Consider the following 18,297-nt stretch of genomic DNA (forward strand, 5'->3'; position numbering starts at 1 on the left):
GTTGACGTTCAAAGCACATTTGAGCCGCGTGAAGAATGAAGATAGGACGCGCGGCATGCTTGAAATGCCGTCTTGTTGTTCAGATGACAAGAGCAGGAGCAGATCACCGCGGTCCGTCAGCGGAATGATGAGCCGAGGTCACCCACGCAGTAGGCTAGCGATATGTACGAAAGCGCGGAGTTCCAAGGGGTTCATGGCTCCTTTGGCGGTGGAGGCATCAGAGGTTAGATGAGCCGTAAAGCCATAACAACCGAACCATCACCAAATCAACCTAATCCCATCAACCAAAACCTGCTCCAATTTTCCCTAAAAAACAAAATCCCCCTACAACCCCAACGCATACCTCAACGCATATTCTTTCAGCTTTCCGGCACGCTGGGCCACCATCAACGCCAGATTACGAGCGAACTTAACCGCCGGCAGATCATTGCTGAAGGTTGTGTAAAACAGGTCCATGCCACTTTGCATCATAAGATTATCGGCGCGGCGACGGCGTTGGTAACGCAGTAAAACCTGCTCACTGTGCCAAGGTTCAGCCAGCTCACGTGCCTGACTAAGAACCTCCAGCAATGCGTCAACATCACGGTATCCTAGGTTGACTCCCTGCCCAGCCAATGGGTTGATGGTATGAGCGGCATCCCCCAATAATACCAACCCCGGTTTTACGTACTGCTGCGCATGGCGACGAACCAGCGGGAAAGAGCCAGCGGCAATCGCCTTGACAGCCCCCAAGCGAGATGGGAAAAAGGCCGCGATTTCCTGACTCAGTTGTGCCATCGACATCGCCTGAAGCTGGCGGATACGTTGCGGACTGTCGTACCAAACCAATGACGCCCAGTGATCAAACAGGGGCAGGAAAGCACGCGGCCCGGTCGGGAAGAATTGCTGCCATGTCGTATCTTGCTGCATGGCATCGGTTTCTACGGTGATCAGCATACAAGACTGACGATACTGCCAACCACTGGTGCCAATCCCCACCAAACGCCTCACCAACGAGTTCGCACCATCAGCACCTATCACTAAACGGCCCTGTATCTCTCCCTGTTCATCCAATGTGACTTTCCAGTAGTCATCTACTCGAACCATGCTTTGTAGCCGTGACGGGCACAACAGCGTCAAATTGGGGCATTCCGCAAACTGTTGCCATAGAGCAAGCTGCAAAATCCGATTTTCGACCATAAAGCCCAGCTCGGGTAAAGACAGCGAGGCCGCATCAAACACCACCTGTGACCCCGGTTGTTCCCAGGTTTCCAAGCGACGATAAGGCGCGTAGCGCATCTGTTGTACTTGAGGCCAGACACCAAGCTGCTTCAATAACGCCACCGAAGTACAACCAAGAGCAGAAACCCGCAAATCCGGTACGCTATCCTTTTCAAACGGTTCAGGCGCATCATGTTCCAGTAACGCCACCGACCAGCCAATTTGTGCCAGCCCCAACGCAGCAGCAGCACCTACCATGCCACCACCAACGACCACAACATCATAATTTGGTTGCGATTTATTCATTTTTTTCTATGCTTTAAAAGTTAATGTGCTTCTTGCATTAGCAAGGTTTTTGTCTAACCGCAGTGTAACGGATTTTTTATCACTCAACAGAATAACTCAACGGTTCTGCGGTGGTCATCGCAGAGGCAAATGACTACAATGCTCCCTAACGACGGAGCCTTTGCGGCTATCCACCACTATGGGGACTATCCACCACAACGGAGTACCGCACGGAGCGAGGTGATTTTGATGATAAATAATCCGATGACTAAAAAACTGCATATCAAAACCTGGGGTTGCCAGATGAATGAATACGATTCATCTAAAATGGCAGATCTATTGGCCAGTACCCATGGCTACCAGTTAACCGCCATCCCGGAAGAAGCTGATTTACTGCTGCTAAATACCTGTTCCATTCGAGAGAAAGCACAGGAAAAAGTATTCAGCCTGCTAGGGCAATGGAAATTATTGAAAGAGAAGAACCCGCAGTTGATTATTGGGGTCGGCGGTTGCGTGGCGTCACAGGAAGGTGAACATCTGCGCCAACGCGCACCCTGTGTCGACGTCATTTTCGGGCCACAAACGCTGCATCGCTTACCGGAAATGATTAACCACGTGCAAGGAACGAATAGCCCAGTCGTGGATATCAGTTTTCCAGAAATTGAAAAATTTGACCGTTTACCAGAACCACGGGCTGATGGCCCAACCGCGTTTGTTTCGATCATGGAAGGCTGCAATAAATATTGTACATTCTGTGTCGTACCCTATACCCGAGGCGAGGAAGTCAGCCGTCCAAGCGATGACATTCTTTTTGAAATCGCACAGTTAGCCGCTCAAGGCGTACGTGAAGTCAACTTACTCGGCCAGAATGTTAACGCCTATCGCGGGGCAACCTACGATGGCGATATCTGTAGTTTTGCCGAGCTGTTGCGCCTGGTTGCGGCCATTGATGGTATCGATAGGGTACGTTTTACCACCAGCCACCCCATTGAATTTACTGACGATATCATTGATGTTTATCGCGATACCCCAGAATTGGTGAGCTTCCTACATTTGCCGGTACAAAGTGGTTCTGACCGCATTTTGACCATGATGAAGCGTGCCCATACCGCCCTGGAATACAAAGCCATCATTCGCAAACTGCGTCAGGCGCGCCCTGATATCCAGATAAGTTCTGATTTTATTGTCGGCTTCCCTGGAGAGACTCAGCAGGATTTTGAGCAGACCATGAAACTGGTCGCAGATATTCATTTTGATACCAGCTACAGCTTTATTTACTCTCCGCGTCCCGGCACGCCAGCGGCTGATTTACCTGATAATGTGTCCGAAGAGGAGAAAAAACAGCGGCTACATATCCTGCAACAACGCATTAGCCAGCAGGCGATGGAAATCAGCCGTAAGATGGTAGGTACAGTACAGCGTGTTTTGGTGGAGGGTACCTCCCGTAAGAATGTCATGGAACTGGCAGGGCGTACGGAAAATAACCGCGTCGTGAACTTTGAAGGTTCACCCAACATGATTGGTAAATTCGTTGATGTCGAAATTGTTAACGTTTACGCCAGTTCACTGCGCGGTATTTTACTACGTACAGAAGATCAAATGGAGCTGAGAACCCATGAGTCACCGCAATCGGTGATTGCTCGCACCCGTAAAGAAAATGAAATTGGCGTAGGTATTTATCAGCCTTAACCAACATCAATTTTGGTAACACCCGTCCTAAACTCATTGACCTGACGGGTTTACTTGATCCCGCACGCGTAACGAGGCACTGCATTGTCAGTGCCTGTTTTATTTTAGCGGGCAGCTACGCAGATCCGAATATTTTAGGTTGCGCCACCTCGTTACCTCCGTTTGAATGAAGGCAATTCAGACCCAGATTAACAAACCACATACTTGCGTCAGTACCATTCACCATGAATAATCTTCAAATGACCTGTATGATTGAGGTTATATGAGTCAATAATCTATACAAAGTAATTACCCTAAACCGGCCCGATGTGACCCAGAGGAACTCAGTGACCCAGAAAAACAGTTTGCACGTAGTGACACAAGAAATCTTGCTGGAACCCGCCGATAATCAGCGCTTGCTGAGCCTGTGCGGTCCCTTTGATGACAACATCAAGCAGTTGGAACGTCGGTTAGGTATTGAGATTAATCGCCGTGATAATCGCTTCAAGTTAATCGGTAAGAATATCTGCGTTGTTGCAGCGGCAGATATTCTGCGCCACTTATATGTTGATACTGCGCCAATCCGCGGTGTTATTCCAGATATCGATCCAGAGCAAATCCACCTGGCAGTAAAAGAGAGCCGGGTGCTGGAGCAATCCGCTGAAAGCGTGCCCGATTATGGTAAAGCGGTCAATATTAAGACTAAGCGTGGGCTGGTAAAACCCCGGACACCAAATCAAGCGCAGTACGTCGCCAATATTTTAGATCACGATATTACTTTCGGCATTGGCCCCGCAGGTACAGGTAAAACCTATCTGGCGGTAGCCGCAGCGGTCGATGCGCTGGAACGCCAGAATGTACGCCGTATCTTACTGACGCGCCCAGCCGTTGAAGCCGGTGAAAAACTGGGTTTCCTACCCGGTGACCTCAGCCAAAAAGTTGACCCCTACCTGCGCCCACTTTATGACGCACTATTTGAAATGCTGGGCTTTGAGCGGGTTGAGAAACTCATTGAGCGTAATGTGATTGAAGTGGCTCCGCTAGCGTATATGCGCGGCCGAACGCTGAATGACGCGTTTATTATTTTAGATGAAAGCCAGAACACCACCATCGAACAGATGAAAATGTTCCTGACCCGTATTGGCTTCAATTCTAAGGCGGTTATTACGGGTGATGTGACACAAATCGATTTACCACGCCACCAGAAATCAGGTTTACGCCATGCCATTGAGGTACTGTCTGACGTCGAAGAACTGAGTTTTAACTTCTTCCATAGCGAAGACGTGGTACGCCACCCGGTTGTCGCACGCATCGTTATTGCCTACGAAGCGTGGGAAACCGCTGAACAGCAACGTAAAGACGCTATTATTGAACAACGTAAGCGGGAGTCCCATACCCCGCTAGAGCAGGAGGCTCCGTGAGCCAGGTTATTCTCGATTTACAAATTGCCTGTGCCGATAGCCAGGGTTTACCCACCGAAGGTGATTTTCAACGCTGGCTGGAGGCCGTATTACCGCTATTTCAGCCCGTATCTGAGGTGACCATCCGGCTGGTTGATGAGGCTGAGAGTCATGATCTAAATCTGACTTATCGTGGTAAAGATAAATCGACTAACGTATTGTCTTTTCCTTTCGAAGCCCCACCTGAAATTGAGTTGCCATTATTAGGCGATTTGATTATTTGCCGCCAGGTTGTTGAGAAAGAAGCCATTGAACAGGAAAAGGCGCTGCTCGCTCATTGGGCACATATGGTTGTTCACGGCAGTCTCCATCTGCTAGGGTATGATCACATCGACGATGATGAAGCAGAAGAAATGGAGTTGATCGAGACTGAAATCATGCACGGTTTGGGTTACCCAGACCCGTATATATCAGAGAAAGACCCCGACTAAGCCAGTCATAAAGGGCATAATCATTGTCCTATTAACATTGGCCAAAACCGTCAGTAGCGTGAATCTACCGCTGCTGACATTATCATCACTAACATGAGTAAATTTAACTAAAACGCCATGAGCGACGACCATTCACAAAACAGCGATAGCCCCAGTCCCAAGAAAGGGTTCTTTACTCTTATCCTTAACCAGCTATTCCACGGCGAACCCAAAAACCGTGGCGATCTGGTCGAGCTTATCCGTGATTCTGAACAAAACGATCTGATCGATCCCGATACCCGAGACATGCTGGAAGGCGTGATGGATATTGCCGAGCAGCGCGTGAGGGATATCATGATCCCACGTTCTCAGATGGTCACATTAAAGCGTAATCAAACGCTGGATGAGTGCCTGGATGTGATTATTGAATCCGCTCACTCCCGCTTTCCGGTGATCAGCGAAGATAAAGATCATATCGAAGGCATTCTGATGGCTAAAGACCTGCTGCCGTTTATGCGCACAGATTCTGAGCCATTCAGTATTGATAAAGTTTTACGGACGGCGATTGTAGTGCCGGAAAGTAAGCGTGTTGATCGGATGCTCAAAGAGTTCCGTTCACAGCGCTATCACATGGCCATTGTTATTGATGAATTTGGTGGCGTTTCAGGCTTGGTAACCATTGAAGACATTCTTGAGCTAATTGTCGGCGAAATTGAAGATGAGTACGACGATGAAGAAGACAGAGATGTCCGTCAACTCAGCCGGCACACCTATACCATCCGTGCGCTAACGCAAATTGAAGATTTCAATGAAGTGTTCAATACCCATTTCAGCGACGATGAAGTAGACACTATCGGTGGTTTAGTGATGCAAGCCTTTGGCCACTTACCCGCCCGTGGTGAAACGATTGAAATTGAAGGTTACTTATTTAAAGTTGCCATGGCAGATAGCCGACGTATCATCCAGGTTCATGTAAAAATCCCGGATGATGCCCCGCAACCTAAATTGGAAGAATAAACTCTTGATGTCTATTGCTCTATTCCTCCAACGCCAGTGGGTTCGCGCCCTACTGGCGCTATTTTTTGGTGCCTATGGCACGCTAGCTTACTCGCCGTTTGATCATTGGCCCGCCGCCATTGTTTCACTATTCGGTTTGCTCAGTCTGACGTTGAATCGCACCACCAAACAAGCTACCTTCATTGGTTTTTGTTGGGGAATGGGGCTGTTCGGTAGTGGCATCAATTGGGTGTATGTCAGCATCTCTGAGTTTGGGGGTATGCCGACAGCAATCAATATCTTCCTCGTCGTCTTGCTGGCAGCATATTTATCACTCTATACAATGCTATTCGCTGGCTTATTAGCCCGCCTGTGCCCTAAGGCTACCTGGTGGCGGCTCGCTATTGCGGCCCCGGTACTCTGGCAATTAACTGAATTCCTGCGTGGCTGGGTATTAACGGGTTTCCCGTGGTTACAGTTCGGCTACAGCCAAATTAACGGCCCACTACGAGGGATAGCCCCCCTCCTCGGCGTCGATGGCATCACATTTATCTTGATGGCTATCAGTGGGTTGCTGGTCTATGCCTGCTATCAACGCCGTATTGCCGTGGCAGTTATCGCTCTGGCATTGCTCCTGCTACCCTGGCCACTACGCCAATTGCAGTGGTTCACACCCGAGCCTGAAAGAACAGTCAATATTGCCATGGTACAAGGCAATATTGCTCAGTCAATGAAGTGGGATCCCAAAGCCCTGATCACAACATTGCAAATTTATCTCGATGAAACCCGGCCATTTATGGGTAAAGCCCCCATTATTATCTGGCCAGAATCGGCTATTCCCGATCTTGAAACCGATCAGAACACCTTCCTGACCATGATCGATGGCCTGATGCGGGCAAATCATAGCAGCCTTATCACCGGTATTGTGGATGCCAAGCGGCAACCCGAGGGGCAAGGGTATCAATTCTTTAACAGCATCATTGTGTTAGGCGATAAAGATACCTATCAATACCCGACCCGCAACCGTTATAGCAAACATCACTTGGTGCCCTTCGGTGAGTACGTACCACTTGAGTCCCTACTGCGCCCGCTGGCTCCGTTATTTGATTTACCCATGTCTTCATTTAACCGGGGTGATTATGTTCAACCCCCACTCACTATCGCTGGATTTAACCTAACGGCGGCTATTTGCTATGAAATCGTCTTGGGTCAGCAAGTACGGGATAATTTCCGCCCTGAAACAGATTTTCTGCTGACTATCTCCAATGATGCCTGGTTTGGTCATTCCATCGGGCCGTGGCAGCATTTCCAAATGGCACGTATGCGCGCACTAGAACTGGGCCGCCCTCTACTGCGCAGTACCAATAATGGCATTACTGCTGCTATTGGCCCAAGTGGTGAAATCCTGGCGCAGATCCCACAGTTCACTCAGCAAGTTTTGGAGATCAAGGTCACCCCAACCACCGGTATCACGCCATATGCCCGTTTTGGTTCATGGCCAATGTGGATTATTACTCTGGTTCTGGCAGCCTTTACCCTGTACAACGCGATCCGTGGGCGCTCTGATAAGCGCTAACTTGTTATAAACATTAATAATTATAAACATTGGTGGTTATAAACATTGACGGTTATAAACATTGACGGTTATAAGCATTGATAGCTATTAACCAACAACTTAGTGCTTCCAGTAACAGATTAACTTCTGTTCTTTTCATCTGTTATCCCACTCATTCTATTCGTACCTGATAGCCCTGTACTTCAGGGCTATATTCCGCTTAGTTCCCCCACCCTACTGGCATAAACCTTGCATTGTTTCTACTCATAATATGAGCCAGCAACGGTAATCGCTTCGCAACTTAGGACTCTGGCCACGATGAGTGCGTTTCTGGCTCCGTTGCACGTTTATTCGCTTGCACATTTATAGGACCTTCCCCGCACCACCGAAGTGCACGGCTGCTTTACTGCCTCTATTTGGTGCGATTTGCGTCTCAAAAAACAAACAATTATTCATCATTTTCACAACAACAAGCTATTTTTTAAAGATAATCTGATACAAATAACAGCGAAAATCGAATACTCACCGATAAAACGGCGGTGAACACACCAATAGAGCCAACAAACTGATTTTCTTGTTACAGTTATTTAACATAAGCTTTTTAACATAAAAACGTTTCAACATAGCAATGTGTTTTCACATCACAACATTAAGCAAGAAAACAACAGCAAAGGAGTTGGACCATGCAAATGCGTAAATTGGCGTTAGTGCTACTGTTAGCAGGGATGACAAGTAGCATGGCTCAAGCAGAAGATGCAGCAACAAAGGCAGATACGGCTATTGATACGCTGCAAAAGGTTAAAAACAACGGTGTTATCGTTGTGGGCCACCGTGAATCTTCTGTTCCATTCTCTTATTATGATAATCAGCAGAAAGTTGTAGGCTACTCGCAGGATTACTCCAACCTCATCGTGGATGCCATTAGGAAAGAACTTAATGCGCCAAATTTAGAGGTGAAATTGATCCCTATTACGTCACAGAACCGTATCCCATTACTGCAAAACGGTACCTTTGATTTCGAATGTGGATCTACGACCAATAATCTGGAACGTCAGCAGCAAGCGACATTCTCAAATACCATTTTTGTCGTCGGTACCCGTCTACTCACGAAAAAAGATTCTGGAGTCAAAGACTTCAAAGATTTGGCAGGTAAAGCTGTCGTGGTCACTTCCGGTACGACATCTGAAGTGCTACTCAACAAATTGAATGAAAAAGACAAAATGAATATGCGCATCATCAGCGCAAAAGATCACGGTGACTCTTTCCGTACCTTGGAAAGTGGCCGTGCGGTCGCCTTTATGATGGATGATGCACTGTTAGCCGGTGAACGGGCAAAAGCCAAGAAACCTGATGAATGGAGTATTGTCGGGACACCTCAGTCTGAGGAAGCTTACGGTTGTATGATGCGTAAGAATGACCCAGCCTTTAAAGCGTTATTAGATAAAACAATTGCAACAGCACAAACCACAGGTGTGGCTGAAAAGTCATTTGACCGCTGGTTCAAAAAACCAATTCCGCCTAAAAATCTTAATATGAATTTCGCACTCTCTGACGAAATGAAGGCACTGTTCAAAGCACCTAACGATAAGGCGTTGAACTAACAATAATAATCAGGGTGGGTCATGCCTGCCCTACCGATTGATGATGACCTTTTGATAGACAGGATGCGGGGTGGTCGTTCCCCACCCCGCATTTTTTGTCAACCCTCGGGAGCAGAAGGTATTAAATCATCAGTCATCAGGGTGGCTTATCCATCCTTTAAGGGAGTTTTTTATGTCAATAGACTGGAACTGGGGTATTTTTTTACAGCCAGCCCCTTTCGGCAATACCACCTATCTCGGTTGGATTTGGTCCGGCTTTCAGGTCACAGTAGCATTATCATTATGCGCTTGGGTGATCGCCTTCTTTGTCGGTTCACTGTTTGGCATTTTAAGAACTGTACCCAACCGAATCCTTTCAGGAATAGGGGCTTGTTATGTTGAGCTGTTTCGTAACGTACCACTGATTGTACAATTCTTTACCTGGTATCTGGTGGTTCCCGAACTGTTGCCAGTGAATCTTGGCACATGGTTTAAAAGTGAATTAGCGCCGAATATACAGTTCTTTCTCTCATCTGTGATTTGCCTTGGCTTATTCACTGCGGCACGGGTTTGTGAACAGGTTCGTGCGGGGATTCAATCATTACCTCGTGGCCAAAAAGCCGCGGGCCTGGCAATGGGGCTAACCCTTACACAGACTTACCGCTATGTTTTGCTGCCCAATGCCTATCGGATAATTATTCCTCCGATGACCTCTGAAATGCTCAATCTGGTAAAAAACTCCGCGATTGCCTCAACAATCGGGCTGGTAGAAATGGCAGCACAAGCGGGTAAATTGCTGGATTATTCAGCGCACGCCTATGAATCCTTCACCGCCATCACCCTGGGTTATGTACTGATCAATGCCGTGATCATGCTGTTAATGCGCTTAGTCGAGAAGAAAGTGCAATTACCCGGCAATCTGGGGAGTAAATAATGTACGAATTCGATTGGAGTTCCATCGCCCCCAGCATGCCCTACCTGCTGCAAGGCTTGGTTGTTACTGTCAAAATAACCCTCACCGCCATTGTGTTCGGGATCCTCTGGGGAACAATTTTGGCGGTGATGCGCCTGTCACCAATTAAAGCCATCAGTTGGTTTGCAACTGCCTATGTCAATGTGTTTCGCTCTATTCCGTTGGTCATGGTGCTGTTATGGTTTTATTTGGTGGTGCCGGGCTTCTTACAAAATGTGTTGGGCTTATCACCAAAAACTGATATTCGGTTGATCTCAGCCATGGTAGCCTTTTCGCTGTTTGAAGCCGCCTATTACTCGGAAATTATCCGGGCCGGGATCCAAAGTATTTCTCGCGGGCAATCCTCTGCGGCATTGGCGTTAGGTATGACTCATGGTCAATCAATGAGACTGGTTATCCTGCCACAGGCTTTCCGAGCCATGGTGCCGCTACTGTTAACGCAAGGGATAGTGCTATTTCAGGATACGTCACTGGTATATGTCCTTAGCCTGGCCGATTTCTTCCGTACGGCCACCACCATTGGCGAACGGGACGGCACACAGGTCGAAATGGTACTGTTTGCTGGTTTAGTTTATTTCGTTATCAGTATTTCCGCGTCAATGCTGGTTAACTATTTGAAGAAAAGGACTGTTTGATGATTTCCCTGAAAAATGTTTCTAAGTGGTATGGTCAATTTCAGGTGCTGGCTGACTGTACCACTGAAGTCAAAAAAGGTGAGGTAGTAGTCGTTTGTGGTCCTTCAGGCTCAGGCAAATCAACCTTAATCAAAGTGGTGAATGGATTAGAACCTATCCAAGAAGGCAATATCACGGTTAATGGGATTGCCGTTAATGATAAAGGCACCAATCTGGCGCAATTGCGCTCCAAGGTCGGTATGGTGTTCCAACATTTTGAACTGTTTCCACACCTCTCGATCATTGAAAACCTGACACTGGCGCAAATCAAAGTGCTCAAACGCGATAAAGCGGAAGCACTTGAGAAAGGCTTAAAACTATTAGAGCGTGTAGGTCTTTCTACCCATGTAGATAAATTTCCATCCCAATTATCTGGCGGCCAACAGCAACGGGTAGCCATTGCCCGAGCTCTTTGCATGGACCCTATTGCTATGCTGTTTGATGAACCAACCTCCGCGCTTGATCCAGAAATGATCAATGAAGTGCTGGATGTGATGGTCAAACTGGCATTGGAAGGAATGACCATGATGGTGGTAACCCACGAAATGGGCTTCGCCCGCAAAGTGGCTAACCGGGTTATTTTCATGGATGAAGGGAAGATTGTCGAAGACAGCAATAAAGATGATTTCTTTAATAATCCTAAATCTGACCGCGCCAAGGACTTCCTGGCTAAAATCCTGCATTAATTCGTTCTCCTCCCCTGCATTTGTAGGGGAGGTCACTTTTATTTTTTATGACTTCTTATCTTTTCTGATTTCTTACTTTTTCCTTACTTCTTGTTCTGTTTTTTTGCGGTCACAGCGACGCTACCCTACCCGGTCATGGCTGAAATGGGCGACGAGTAAACTGGTCATGCCCACATTTAGGGCAGACGGGGAGGACTTCCGGCGTATAGAAAGCCAGATGATAATGGCATTTTTCACAGACCAAATTCCCCAGTCCAACAACCTCACCACTGTGATAAACGCCATGATGACTCACGTCTTTAAAGACCTCGCGCCACTCTAGCTGGGTTTTATCGGTGATATCAGCCAGCTCCTGCCACAGGCTTTCTTTAATCACTCTCATAAATACACTGTCGCGAAACTCTTCCTTGCTCTCTTCATAGCTACGGGCAAACTCCTCCAAGTCACGCCGTACTGCCTGAACAATCTGCTCGACATCGTTGCGGGTTAACTCTTCAACTGTATTCAACCGCTGTTCGGCGCTTTCCACCAATTTATCAATATCACGTTCACCATTTTTCAAGCGTTCGGTCAGCGATGCTACTAACTCACGGTAGTACTGAGCTATCTTGTTCATACTGTCTCTTCAATCCACGGTTGTGATGTTCAGTTATAAATTATTCTAGTCGTAAATAACTGAAGTCATGTCGTAATCAGGTTGTGAACCCTCTCACTTTGGTGATTTATGCCATTCACTGCGCAGAAAAATCCCTCCATGGGGTGCTGAGTGTTGTTGCGCCTGCCGCTTATCAGCTATGCTATGCGGATCTCTCTTTATGATATGAAACAGATGATGCTACAGGCGTAGCTGTTTTTCACTATAGGACCACCGGCCGCCATGCAAGAGCAATACCGCCCAGAAGATATCGAAACGCAAGTACAGCTTCACTGGCAAGAGAAGCAAACCTTTAAAGTCACTGAAGATGCCAGCAAAGAAAAATATTATTGCCTATCTATGCTGCCATACCCTTCAGGACGCCTGCATATGGGGCACGTTCGTAACTACACCATTGGCGACGTTATCTCTCGTTACCAGCGTATGTTGGGTAAAAACGTCTTGCAGCCAATTGGCTGGGATGCGTTTGGCCTGCCCGCTGAAGGGGCTGCGGTAAAAAACAATACCGCCCCCGCGCCCTGGACTTACGACAACATCGAATACATGAAGAACCAGTTGAAATTACTGGGCTTCGGCTACGACTGGGATCGAGAGATTGCCACCTGTAAGCCTGATTATTATCGGTGGGAGCAGTGGTTCTTTACCAAGTTGTATGAAAAAGGAATGGTCTACAAGAAGACCTCTGCGGTTAACTGGTGCCCACACGATCTCACTGTGCTGGCTAACGAGCAGGTCATTGACGGCTGCTGCTGGCGTTGTGACACCAAAGTTGAACGTAAAGAGATCCCTCAGTGGTTTATCAAAATTACCGATTACGCAGATCAGTTGCTCAATGATCTGGACACGCTGGAAAGCTGGCCAGAGCAAGTTAAGACCATGCAACGTAACTGGATTGGCCGCTCTGAAGGGGTCGATATCGTTTTCGATGTCGTAGATAGCGAAGATAAACTGTCTGTCTATACCACTCGGCCAGATACCTTTATGGGCGTGACCTACGTAGCGGTTGCTGCCGGTCATCCTTTATCATTGCAAGCGGCGGCCACTAATCCGGCCTTGGCTGATTTTGTGGCTGAATGCCGTAATACCAAGGTTGCCGAAGCTGAAATGGCGACCATGGAGAAAAAAGGCATGCCGACGGGTCTGTATGCCATCCATCCATTAACCGGCGAGAAACTGCCTATCTGGGCAGCTAACTTTGTCTTGATGGATTACGGTACTGGTGCTGTGATGGCCGTTCCGGGCCACGATGCACGTGACTGGGAATTTGCCACCAAATATAACCTGCCAATCAAACCGGTTATTTTGGCCACTGATGGCAGTGAGCCAGACTTGAGTCAGGAAGCCATGACCGAGAAAGGCACGCTGTTTAACTCTGGTGAGTTTGATGGTCTGAATCATGAAGATGGTTTTAATGCCATTGCCGATAAACTGGTCGCACTCGGTGTTGGGCAGCGCAAAGTAAACTATCGTCTGCGTGACTGGGGTGTTTCTCGCCAGCGTTATTGGGGTGCCCCGATCCCGATGGTCACGTTGGAAGATGGTACTGTCGTCCCCACACCAGAAGATCAACTGCCCGTTATCCTGCCAGAAGATGTGGTAATGGACGGTATTTCCAGCCCGATCAAGGCCGATCCTGAGTGGGCTAAAACCACCGTTAACGGTATTCCGGGCCTGCGTGAAACCGATACCTTCGATACCTTTATGGAATCATCTTGGTATTACGCGCGTTACACCTGCCCGCAATATGATGAAGGTATGCTGGACCCCGCAGCCGCTAACTACTGGTTGCCAGTCGATCAGTATGTTGGGGGCATTGAACATGCCATCATGCATCTGATGTATTTCCGCTTCTTCCACAAATTACTGCGTGACGCTGGTCTGGTGAACTCCGATGAACCCGCCAAGCGCCTGTTGTGTCAGGGGATGGTACTGGCTGACGCCTTCTATTACACCGGTAATAACGGTGAGCGTATTTGGGTTTCACCGGTAGATGCGATTGTCGAACGTGATGACAAAGGCCGTATTGTTAAAGCTGTAGATGCGGAAGGTCATGAGCTGGTGTATGCCGGCATGAGCAAAATGTCGAAATCGAAAAATAACGGTATCGACCCGCAAATCATGGTAGAAAAATACGGCGCAGATACCGTACGTCTGTTTATGATGTTTGCCTCACCGGCAGAAATGACACTGGAATGGCAGGAGTCGGGCGTTGAAGGGGCTAACCGCTTCCTGAAACGTGTTTGGCGTCTGGCCTTTGATCACACCACGAAAGGTGCGGTTAAGCCACTGGATATTGCCAGCCTGACTGAAGAGCAGAAATCCCTGCGTCGTGACCTGCACAAAACCATTGCGAAAGTGACCGATGATGTTGGCCGCCGTCAAACCTTCAACACTGCGATTGCCGCTGTGATGGAGTTGATGAACAAGCTGGGCCGTGCACCTCAGGAAACGGAGCAAGACCGCGCTTTGATGCAAGAAGCTTTACTGGCGGTAGTACGGATGCTTTATCCATTCACCCCTCACGTCTGCTTCAGTTTGTGGCAAGCTTTGGGTGGAGAAGGCGATATCGATACTGCGCCATGGCCAATTGCTGATGAACAAGCGATGGTTGAAGACTCTAAATTAGTGGTCGTACAGGTCAATGGCAAAGTGCGTGGCAGAATTACAGTGCCCGCCGATGCCACTGAACAGCAAGTTCGTGAACGCGCTGGTCAGGAGCACTTGGTGGCTAAATATCTGGATGGCGTTACTGTGCGTAAAGTCATCTATGTCCCTGGCAAATTGCTTAATCTGGTTGTGGGTTAAGTCAAGGAGGCGTTGTGCGACATCGTATTCTGACGTTGTTGCTGGGGTTGGCGGTGCTGGTCACCGCTGGCTGCGGTTTTAATCTGCGGGGCACCACTCAGGTGCCGACTGAGTTGCAAAAATTATTGCTGGAGAGTAGCGACCCCTATGGCCCGTTAGCCAGGTCTATACGTCAACAGCTACGTTTAAATAACGTGACTATTGTTGATGATGCCATGCGTAAAGATATACCGACGCTGCGGATTATCGGCTCATCCGAAAGCCAAGAGGCAGTGTCTATCTTCCGTAACGGTGTCGCGGCCGAGAATCAGTTAGTGCTACATGTGCAGGCGCAGGTATTGATACCGGGCCATGATATTTACCCATTACAGGTCAATGTGTTCCGCACATTCTTTGATAACCCGTTAACGGCGTTAGCCAAAGAGGCCGAGGCCGAGGTGCTGCGTCAGGAAATGCGTGAGCAAGCCGCCCAGCAGTTAGTACGTCAGTTACTGACGGTACATGCGACAGAAATTAAAAACGCGCAGGAAAATGGTGATAAACCAGTGAGTGATACCAACGCGGCTCAGGGCTCAACCCCGACAGCCGTCAATGAAACCACTCTCGGCAAACCTGCCGTCAGTACCTCAGCCAAATGATCCGGATTTACCCTGAACAACTTGTCGCGCAGCTCCATGAGGGGCTACGCGCTTGTTATCTATTGTGTGGCAATGAACCCTTGTTGTTACAGGAAAGTCAAGACCACATTCGTCGGGTGGCAACGCAGCATGATTTCACTGAGCATTTCAGCTTTGCATTGGACGCGCACACCGAGTGGGAGCATATTTTTAGCCTTTGTCAGGCACTGAGTTTGTTCGCCAGCCGCCAGACACTGCTGCTGAGTTTCCCTGACAGTGGGCTGACCGCGCCAATTAGCGAGCAGTTGGTTAAATTATCTGGCCTGTTACACCCAGACATTTTATTAATATTGCGGGCGAATAAGTTGACCAAAGCGCAAGAGAACAGCACCTGGTTTAAAGCCCTCAGTAAAAGTGGTGTGTTTGTTAGTTGCCAGACACCGGAACAGGCCCAGCTTCCCCGCTGGGTGAGCGCACGTGCCAAAAGCCTCAATTTGAACGTAGACGATGCCGCCATTCAATTACTCTGCTACTGCTATGAAGGTAACTTGCTGGCATTATCTCAGGCATTAGAACGGCTCTCACTGCTCTACCCCGACGGCAAATTAACCCTGCCTAAAGTAGAACAAGCCGTCAACGATGCTGCACATTTCACACCATACCATTGGCTTGATGCCTTGTTGATGGGGAAGAGCAAACGGGCATGGCATATTTTGCAGCAGTTGCAGCAAGAAGACAGTGAACCCGTTATTTTACTGCGTACCGTACAACGTGAACTGCTGCTGCTGTTAGCGCTCAAACGTCGGATGGAGCAAGTTCCACTGCGCGCATTATTCGATCAACACAAAATTTGGCAAAACCGGCGGCCAATGATGACTCAGGCACTGCAACGGCTCTCGATTCAGCAACTGCAACAAGCGATTCATCTGCTCACACAGATGGAAATCCGGCTGAAACAGGATTATGGTCAGTCAATCTGGCCTGAGTTAGAAACACTATCTATGCTGATGTGTGGAAAAACATTACCTGAGAGTTTTTTTAATGCCCATTAAATCCTCAGATCATTCCCTGTATGCCTTATTCGGCGGTACTTTTGATCCCATTCATTACGGTCATCTGAAACCGGTTGAAGCATTAGCTCAGCAAGTCGGGCTGCAACACATTATTTTATTACCTAATAATGTCCCCCCCCATCGCCCTCAACCCGAAGCCAATGCACAACAGCGGCTGAAAATGGTAGAACTGGCGGTGGCTGGGAACCCACTATTTAGCGTTGATTCCCGTGAATTATTACGTGACAGCCCATCGTTTACCATCGAGACGCTGGAGGCGCTGCGTAAAGAACGTGGTGCAGAACAACCTTTAGCGTTTATCATTGGGCAAGATTCATTATTATCACTGCATAAATGGCACCGCTGGCAGGTGTTGCTGAATCTGAGCCATTTGTTAGTTTGCGCCCGGCCAGGTTATTCACAATCATTGGAAACACCGGAGTTGCAGCAATGGCTAGAAAGCCATAAGGTCATGGATCCACAGGCGTTGAGTCAACGACCACATGGCGCAATCTACCTGGCGGATACGCCGTTGTTAGATATCTCTGCCACCGATATCCGTCGTCGGCGTCACAACGGCGAGAGTTGCGATGACCTTCTCCCACAAGCTGTCCAGCGATATATTGAGTTACAAGGTTTATATCGCGGCTGAGGGTTTCTATCACCACGGAAAGTCCCGTGGTATACTCCGCCGCTAAATTTTAGGTATTCGCTGAAAACCCCTGTGAAATAAGCACGAACGGCGGGCTTTCAGCGGCATCCTGCCGATAAATACATCATAGCCGTTCATTAACGGTCGCCATCTTACGAGAAATCGGATGGAATGGCACCTTAGTGAAAACGTTACGAACAAAAACGACCCGAGGGGGAACCTTTGCAAGGTAAAGCGCTCCAAGAATTTGTTATCGACAAACTCGATGATTTGAAAGGCCAAGACATTCTCGCTCTGGATGTTCAGGGTAAATCCAGTATTACTGACTGCATGATTATCTGTACAGGCACATCAACCCGCCATGTTATGGCGCTGGCAGATAACGTGGTCCAAGAGTCGCGCGCAGCGGGCATGATACCGCTGGGCATTGAAGGCCAAGGCGTCTCAGACTGGATTGTTGTTGATCTCGGCGAAGTGATTGTGCATGTGATGCAAGAAGAAAGCCGCCGTATGTACGAACTGGAAAAACTCTGGAGCTAAGCGGTGAAACTGCAACTGGTAGCCGTCGGCACGAAAATGCCAGACTGGGTGCAGACAGGTTTTATCGATTATCTGCGCCGCTTTCCCAAAGATATGCCCTTCGAGCTGGCAGAAATACCTGCGGGTAAACGGGGCAAAAATGCGGATATCAAACGCATTCTGGAAAAAGAAGGTGAGCTGATGCTGGCTGCGGTAGGGAAAAATAACCGTATTGTCACACTGGATATCCCAGGGACCCCCTGGGAGACCCCACAATTAGCTCAACAATTAGAACGCTGGAAGCAGGATGGCCGTGATGTAAGCCTGCTGATTGGCGGGCCGGAGGGGTTAGCCCCGGCCTGTAAGGCCGCCGCAGAGCAGAGTTGGTCGCTCTCTCCGCTAACGCTACCTCATCCTTTAGTGCGTGTTTTAGTGGCTGAAAGCCTCTATCGTGCCTGGAGTATTACGACCAATCATCCTTATCACCGGGAATAAACGGGCGATGAAACT

The 18,297-nt window shown here is 48.4% G+C and carries 17 protein-coding genes; 15 read left to right on the top strand and 2 right to left on the bottom strand.

Going from position 1 to position 18,297, the window contains the following annotated elements:
• Positions 1–324 precede the first annotated feature (324 nt).
• Positions 325–1,506 (bottom strand): 3-demethoxyubiquinol 3-hydroxylase, encoded by a 1,182-nt coding sequence (gene ubiF / locus AC971_RS11515; protein WP_025382992.1) that lies wholly within the window; start codon positions 1,504–1,506, stop codon positions 325–327.
• Between the two features lie 243 nt (positions 1,507–1,749).
• On the opposite strand from ubiF, the gene miaB reads away from it, so the two are divergent.
• The 9 genes from miaB (at position 1,750) to AC971_RS11560 (ending at position 11,487) form a co-directional block, all read left to right on the top strand.
• Entirely contained in the window at positions 1,750–3,174 is a 1,425-nt protein-coding gene (miaB, locus tag AC971_RS11520; protein WP_038402586.1) for a tRNA (N6-isopentenyl adenosine(37)-C2)-methylthiotransferase MiaB, read from the top strand.
• 326 nt (positions 3,175–3,500) lie between these two features.
• Entirely contained in the window at positions 3,501–4,574 is a 1,074-nt protein-coding gene (locus AC971_RS11525) for a PhoH family protein (RefSeq protein WP_025382990.1), read from the top strand.
• Positions 4,571–5,044 (top strand): rRNA maturation RNase YbeY, encoded by a 474-nt coding sequence (ybeY, locus tag AC971_RS11530; RefSeq protein ID WP_011191934.1) that lies wholly within the window; start codon positions 4,571–4,573, stop codon positions 5,042–5,044. The genes AC971_RS11525 and ybeY overlap by 4 nt, the downstream gene beginning before the upstream one ends.
• Positions 5,045–5,161: 117 nt before the next feature.
• The gene (gene corC / locus AC971_RS11535) at positions 5,162–6,040 is read left to right on the top strand and encodes a CNNM family magnesium/cobalt transport protein CorC (protein WP_002210342.1); all 879 of its coding nucleotides are present in this window, start codon (positions 5,162–5,164) and stop codon (positions 6,038–6,040) included.
• A 7-nt stretch (positions 6,041–6,047) separates the two neighbouring features.
• Positions 6,048–7,595, top strand: a complete 1,548-nt coding sequence (lnt, locus tag AC971_RS11540) for an apolipoprotein N-acyltransferase (protein WP_025382989.1) — start codon at positions 6,048–6,050, stop codon at positions 7,593–7,595.
• A 662-nt stretch (positions 7,596–8,257) separates the two neighbouring features.
• Positions 8,258–9,175 carry an amino acid ABC transporter substrate-binding protein gene (locus tag AC971_RS11545; RefSeq protein WP_025382988.1) on the top strand — a complete coding sequence of 306 codons (918 nt, stop codon included), beginning with the start codon at positions 8,258–8,260 and terminating at the stop codon, positions 9,173–9,175.
• Positions 9,176–9,347: 172 nt separating this feature from the next.
• Positions 9,348–10,088 (top strand): amino acid ABC transporter permease, encoded by a 741-nt coding sequence (locus AC971_RS11550; protein ID WP_025382987.1) that lies wholly within the window; start codon positions 9,348–9,350, stop codon positions 10,086–10,088.
• Positions 10,088–10,762 (top strand): glutamate/aspartate ABC transporter permease GltK, encoded by a 675-nt coding sequence (gltK, locus tag AC971_RS11555; protein ID WP_025382986.1) that lies wholly within the window; start codon positions 10,088–10,090, stop codon positions 10,760–10,762. Before AC971_RS11550 ends, gltK begins: the two co-directional genes overlap by 1 nt.
• Positions 10,762–11,487 carry an amino acid ABC transporter ATP-binding protein gene (locus tag AC971_RS11560; RefSeq protein ID WP_025382985.1) on the top strand — a complete coding sequence of 242 codons (726 nt, stop codon included), beginning with the start codon at positions 10,762–10,764 and terminating at the stop codon, positions 11,485–11,487. The genes gltK and AC971_RS11560 overlap by 1 nt, the downstream gene beginning before the upstream one ends.
• A 133-nt stretch (positions 11,488–11,620) precedes the next feature.
• Here the strand turns inward: AC971_RS11560 and AC971_RS11565 are convergent, their stop codons facing one another.
• Entirely contained in the window at positions 11,621–12,103 is a 483-nt protein-coding gene (locus tag AC971_RS11565) for a zinc ribbon-containing protein (protein WP_025382984.1), read from the bottom strand.
• A gap of 261 nt (positions 12,104–12,364) precedes the next feature.
• Here AC971_RS11565 and leuS point away from each other — a divergent pair, with 261 nt between their 5' ends.
• The 6 genes from leuS to rlmH all read left to right on the top strand — a co-directional run bounded on the left by leuS (position 12,365) and on the right by rlmH (position 18,282).
• Positions 12,365–14,947 (top strand): leucine--tRNA ligase, encoded by a 2,583-nt coding sequence (gene leuS, locus AC971_RS11570; RefSeq protein ID WP_025382983.1) that lies wholly within the window; start codon positions 12,365–12,367, stop codon positions 14,945–14,947.
• 14 nt (positions 14,948–14,961) lie between these two features.
• On the top strand, positions 14,962–15,585 hold the full coding sequence (gene lptE / locus AC971_RS11575) for an LPS assembly lipoprotein LptE (protein ID WP_025382982.1): 624 nt from the start codon (positions 14,962–14,964) through the stop codon (positions 15,583–15,585).
• Positions 15,582–16,616 (top strand): DNA polymerase III subunit delta, encoded by a 1,035-nt coding sequence (gene holA / locus AC971_RS11580; protein WP_025382981.1) that lies wholly within the window; start codon positions 15,582–15,584, stop codon positions 16,614–16,616. The genes lptE and holA overlap by 4 nt, the downstream gene beginning before the upstream one ends.
• Complete coding sequence (gene nadD, locus AC971_RS11585) at positions 16,606–17,268, top strand: nicotinate-nucleotide adenylyltransferase (protein ID WP_025382980.1); 663 nt, start codon at positions 16,606–16,608, stop codon at positions 17,266–17,268. The genes holA and nadD overlap by 11 nt, the downstream gene beginning before the upstream one ends.
• 222 nt (positions 17,269–17,490) lie before the next feature.
• Complete coding sequence (gene rsfS / locus AC971_RS11590; protein ID WP_025382979.1) at positions 17,491–17,808, top strand: ribosome silencing factor; 318 nt, start codon at positions 17,491–17,493, stop codon at positions 17,806–17,808.
• Positions 17,809–17,811: 3 nt separating this feature from the next.
• Positions 17,812–18,282 (top strand): 23S rRNA (pseudouridine(1915)-N(3))-methyltransferase RlmH, encoded by a 471-nt coding sequence (gene rlmH, locus AC971_RS11595; RefSeq protein WP_025382978.1) that lies wholly within the window; start codon positions 17,812–17,814, stop codon positions 18,280–18,282.
• The last annotated feature ends 15 nt before the right edge of the window (positions 18,283–18,297 follow it).

Origin of the sequence: Yersinia similis (genome assembly GCF_001053095.1) — a bacterium.
Classification (GTDB): Bacteria; Pseudomonadota; Gammaproteobacteria; order Enterobacterales; family Enterobacteriaceae; genus Yersinia; species Yersinia similis.

Excerpts from the sequence above, each read along its gene's own strand:
- ubiF (WP_025382992.1), bottom strand. The coding sequence starts at position 1,506 with ATGAATAAATCGCAACCAAATTATGATGTTGTGGTCGTTGGTGGTGGC.
- miaB (WP_038402586.1), top strand. The coding sequence starts at position 1,750 with ATGACTAAAAAACTGCATATCAAAACCTGGGGTTGCCAGATGAATGAA.
- corC (WP_002210342.1), top strand. The coding sequence starts at position 5,162 with ATGAGCGACGACCATTCACAAAACAGCGATAGCCCCAGTCCCAAGAAA.
- lnt (WP_025382989.1), top strand. The coding sequence starts at position 6,048 with ATGTCTATTGCTCTATTCCTCCAACGCCAGTGGGTTCGCGCCCTACTG.
- AC971_RS11545 (WP_025382988.1), top strand. The coding sequence starts at position 8,258 with ATGCAAATGCGTAAATTGGCGTTAGTGCTACTGTTAGCAGGGATGACA.
- AC971_RS11550 (WP_025382987.1), top strand. The coding sequence starts at position 9,348 with ATGTCAATAGACTGGAACTGGGGTATTTTTTTACAGCCAGCCCCTTTC.
- gltK (WP_025382986.1), top strand. The coding sequence starts at position 10,088 with ATGTACGAATTCGATTGGAGTTCCATCGCCCCCAGCATGCCCTACCTG.
- AC971_RS11560 (WP_025382985.1), top strand. The coding sequence starts at position 10,762 with ATGATTTCCCTGAAAAATGTTTCTAAGTGGTATGGTCAATTTCAGGTG.
- AC971_RS11565 (WP_025382984.1), bottom strand. The coding sequence starts at position 12,103 with ATGAACAAGATAGCTCAGTACTACCGTGAGTTAGTAGCATCGCTGACC.
- leuS (WP_025382983.1), top strand. The coding sequence starts at position 12,365 with ATGCAAGAGCAATACCGCCCAGAAGATATCGAAACGCAAGTACAGCTT.
- holA (WP_025382981.1), top strand. The coding sequence starts at position 15,582 with ATGATCCGGATTTACCCTGAACAACTTGTCGCGCAGCTCCATGAGGGG.
- nadD (WP_025382980.1), top strand. The coding sequence starts at position 16,606 with ATGCCCATTAAATCCTCAGATCATTCCCTGTATGCCTTATTCGGCGGT.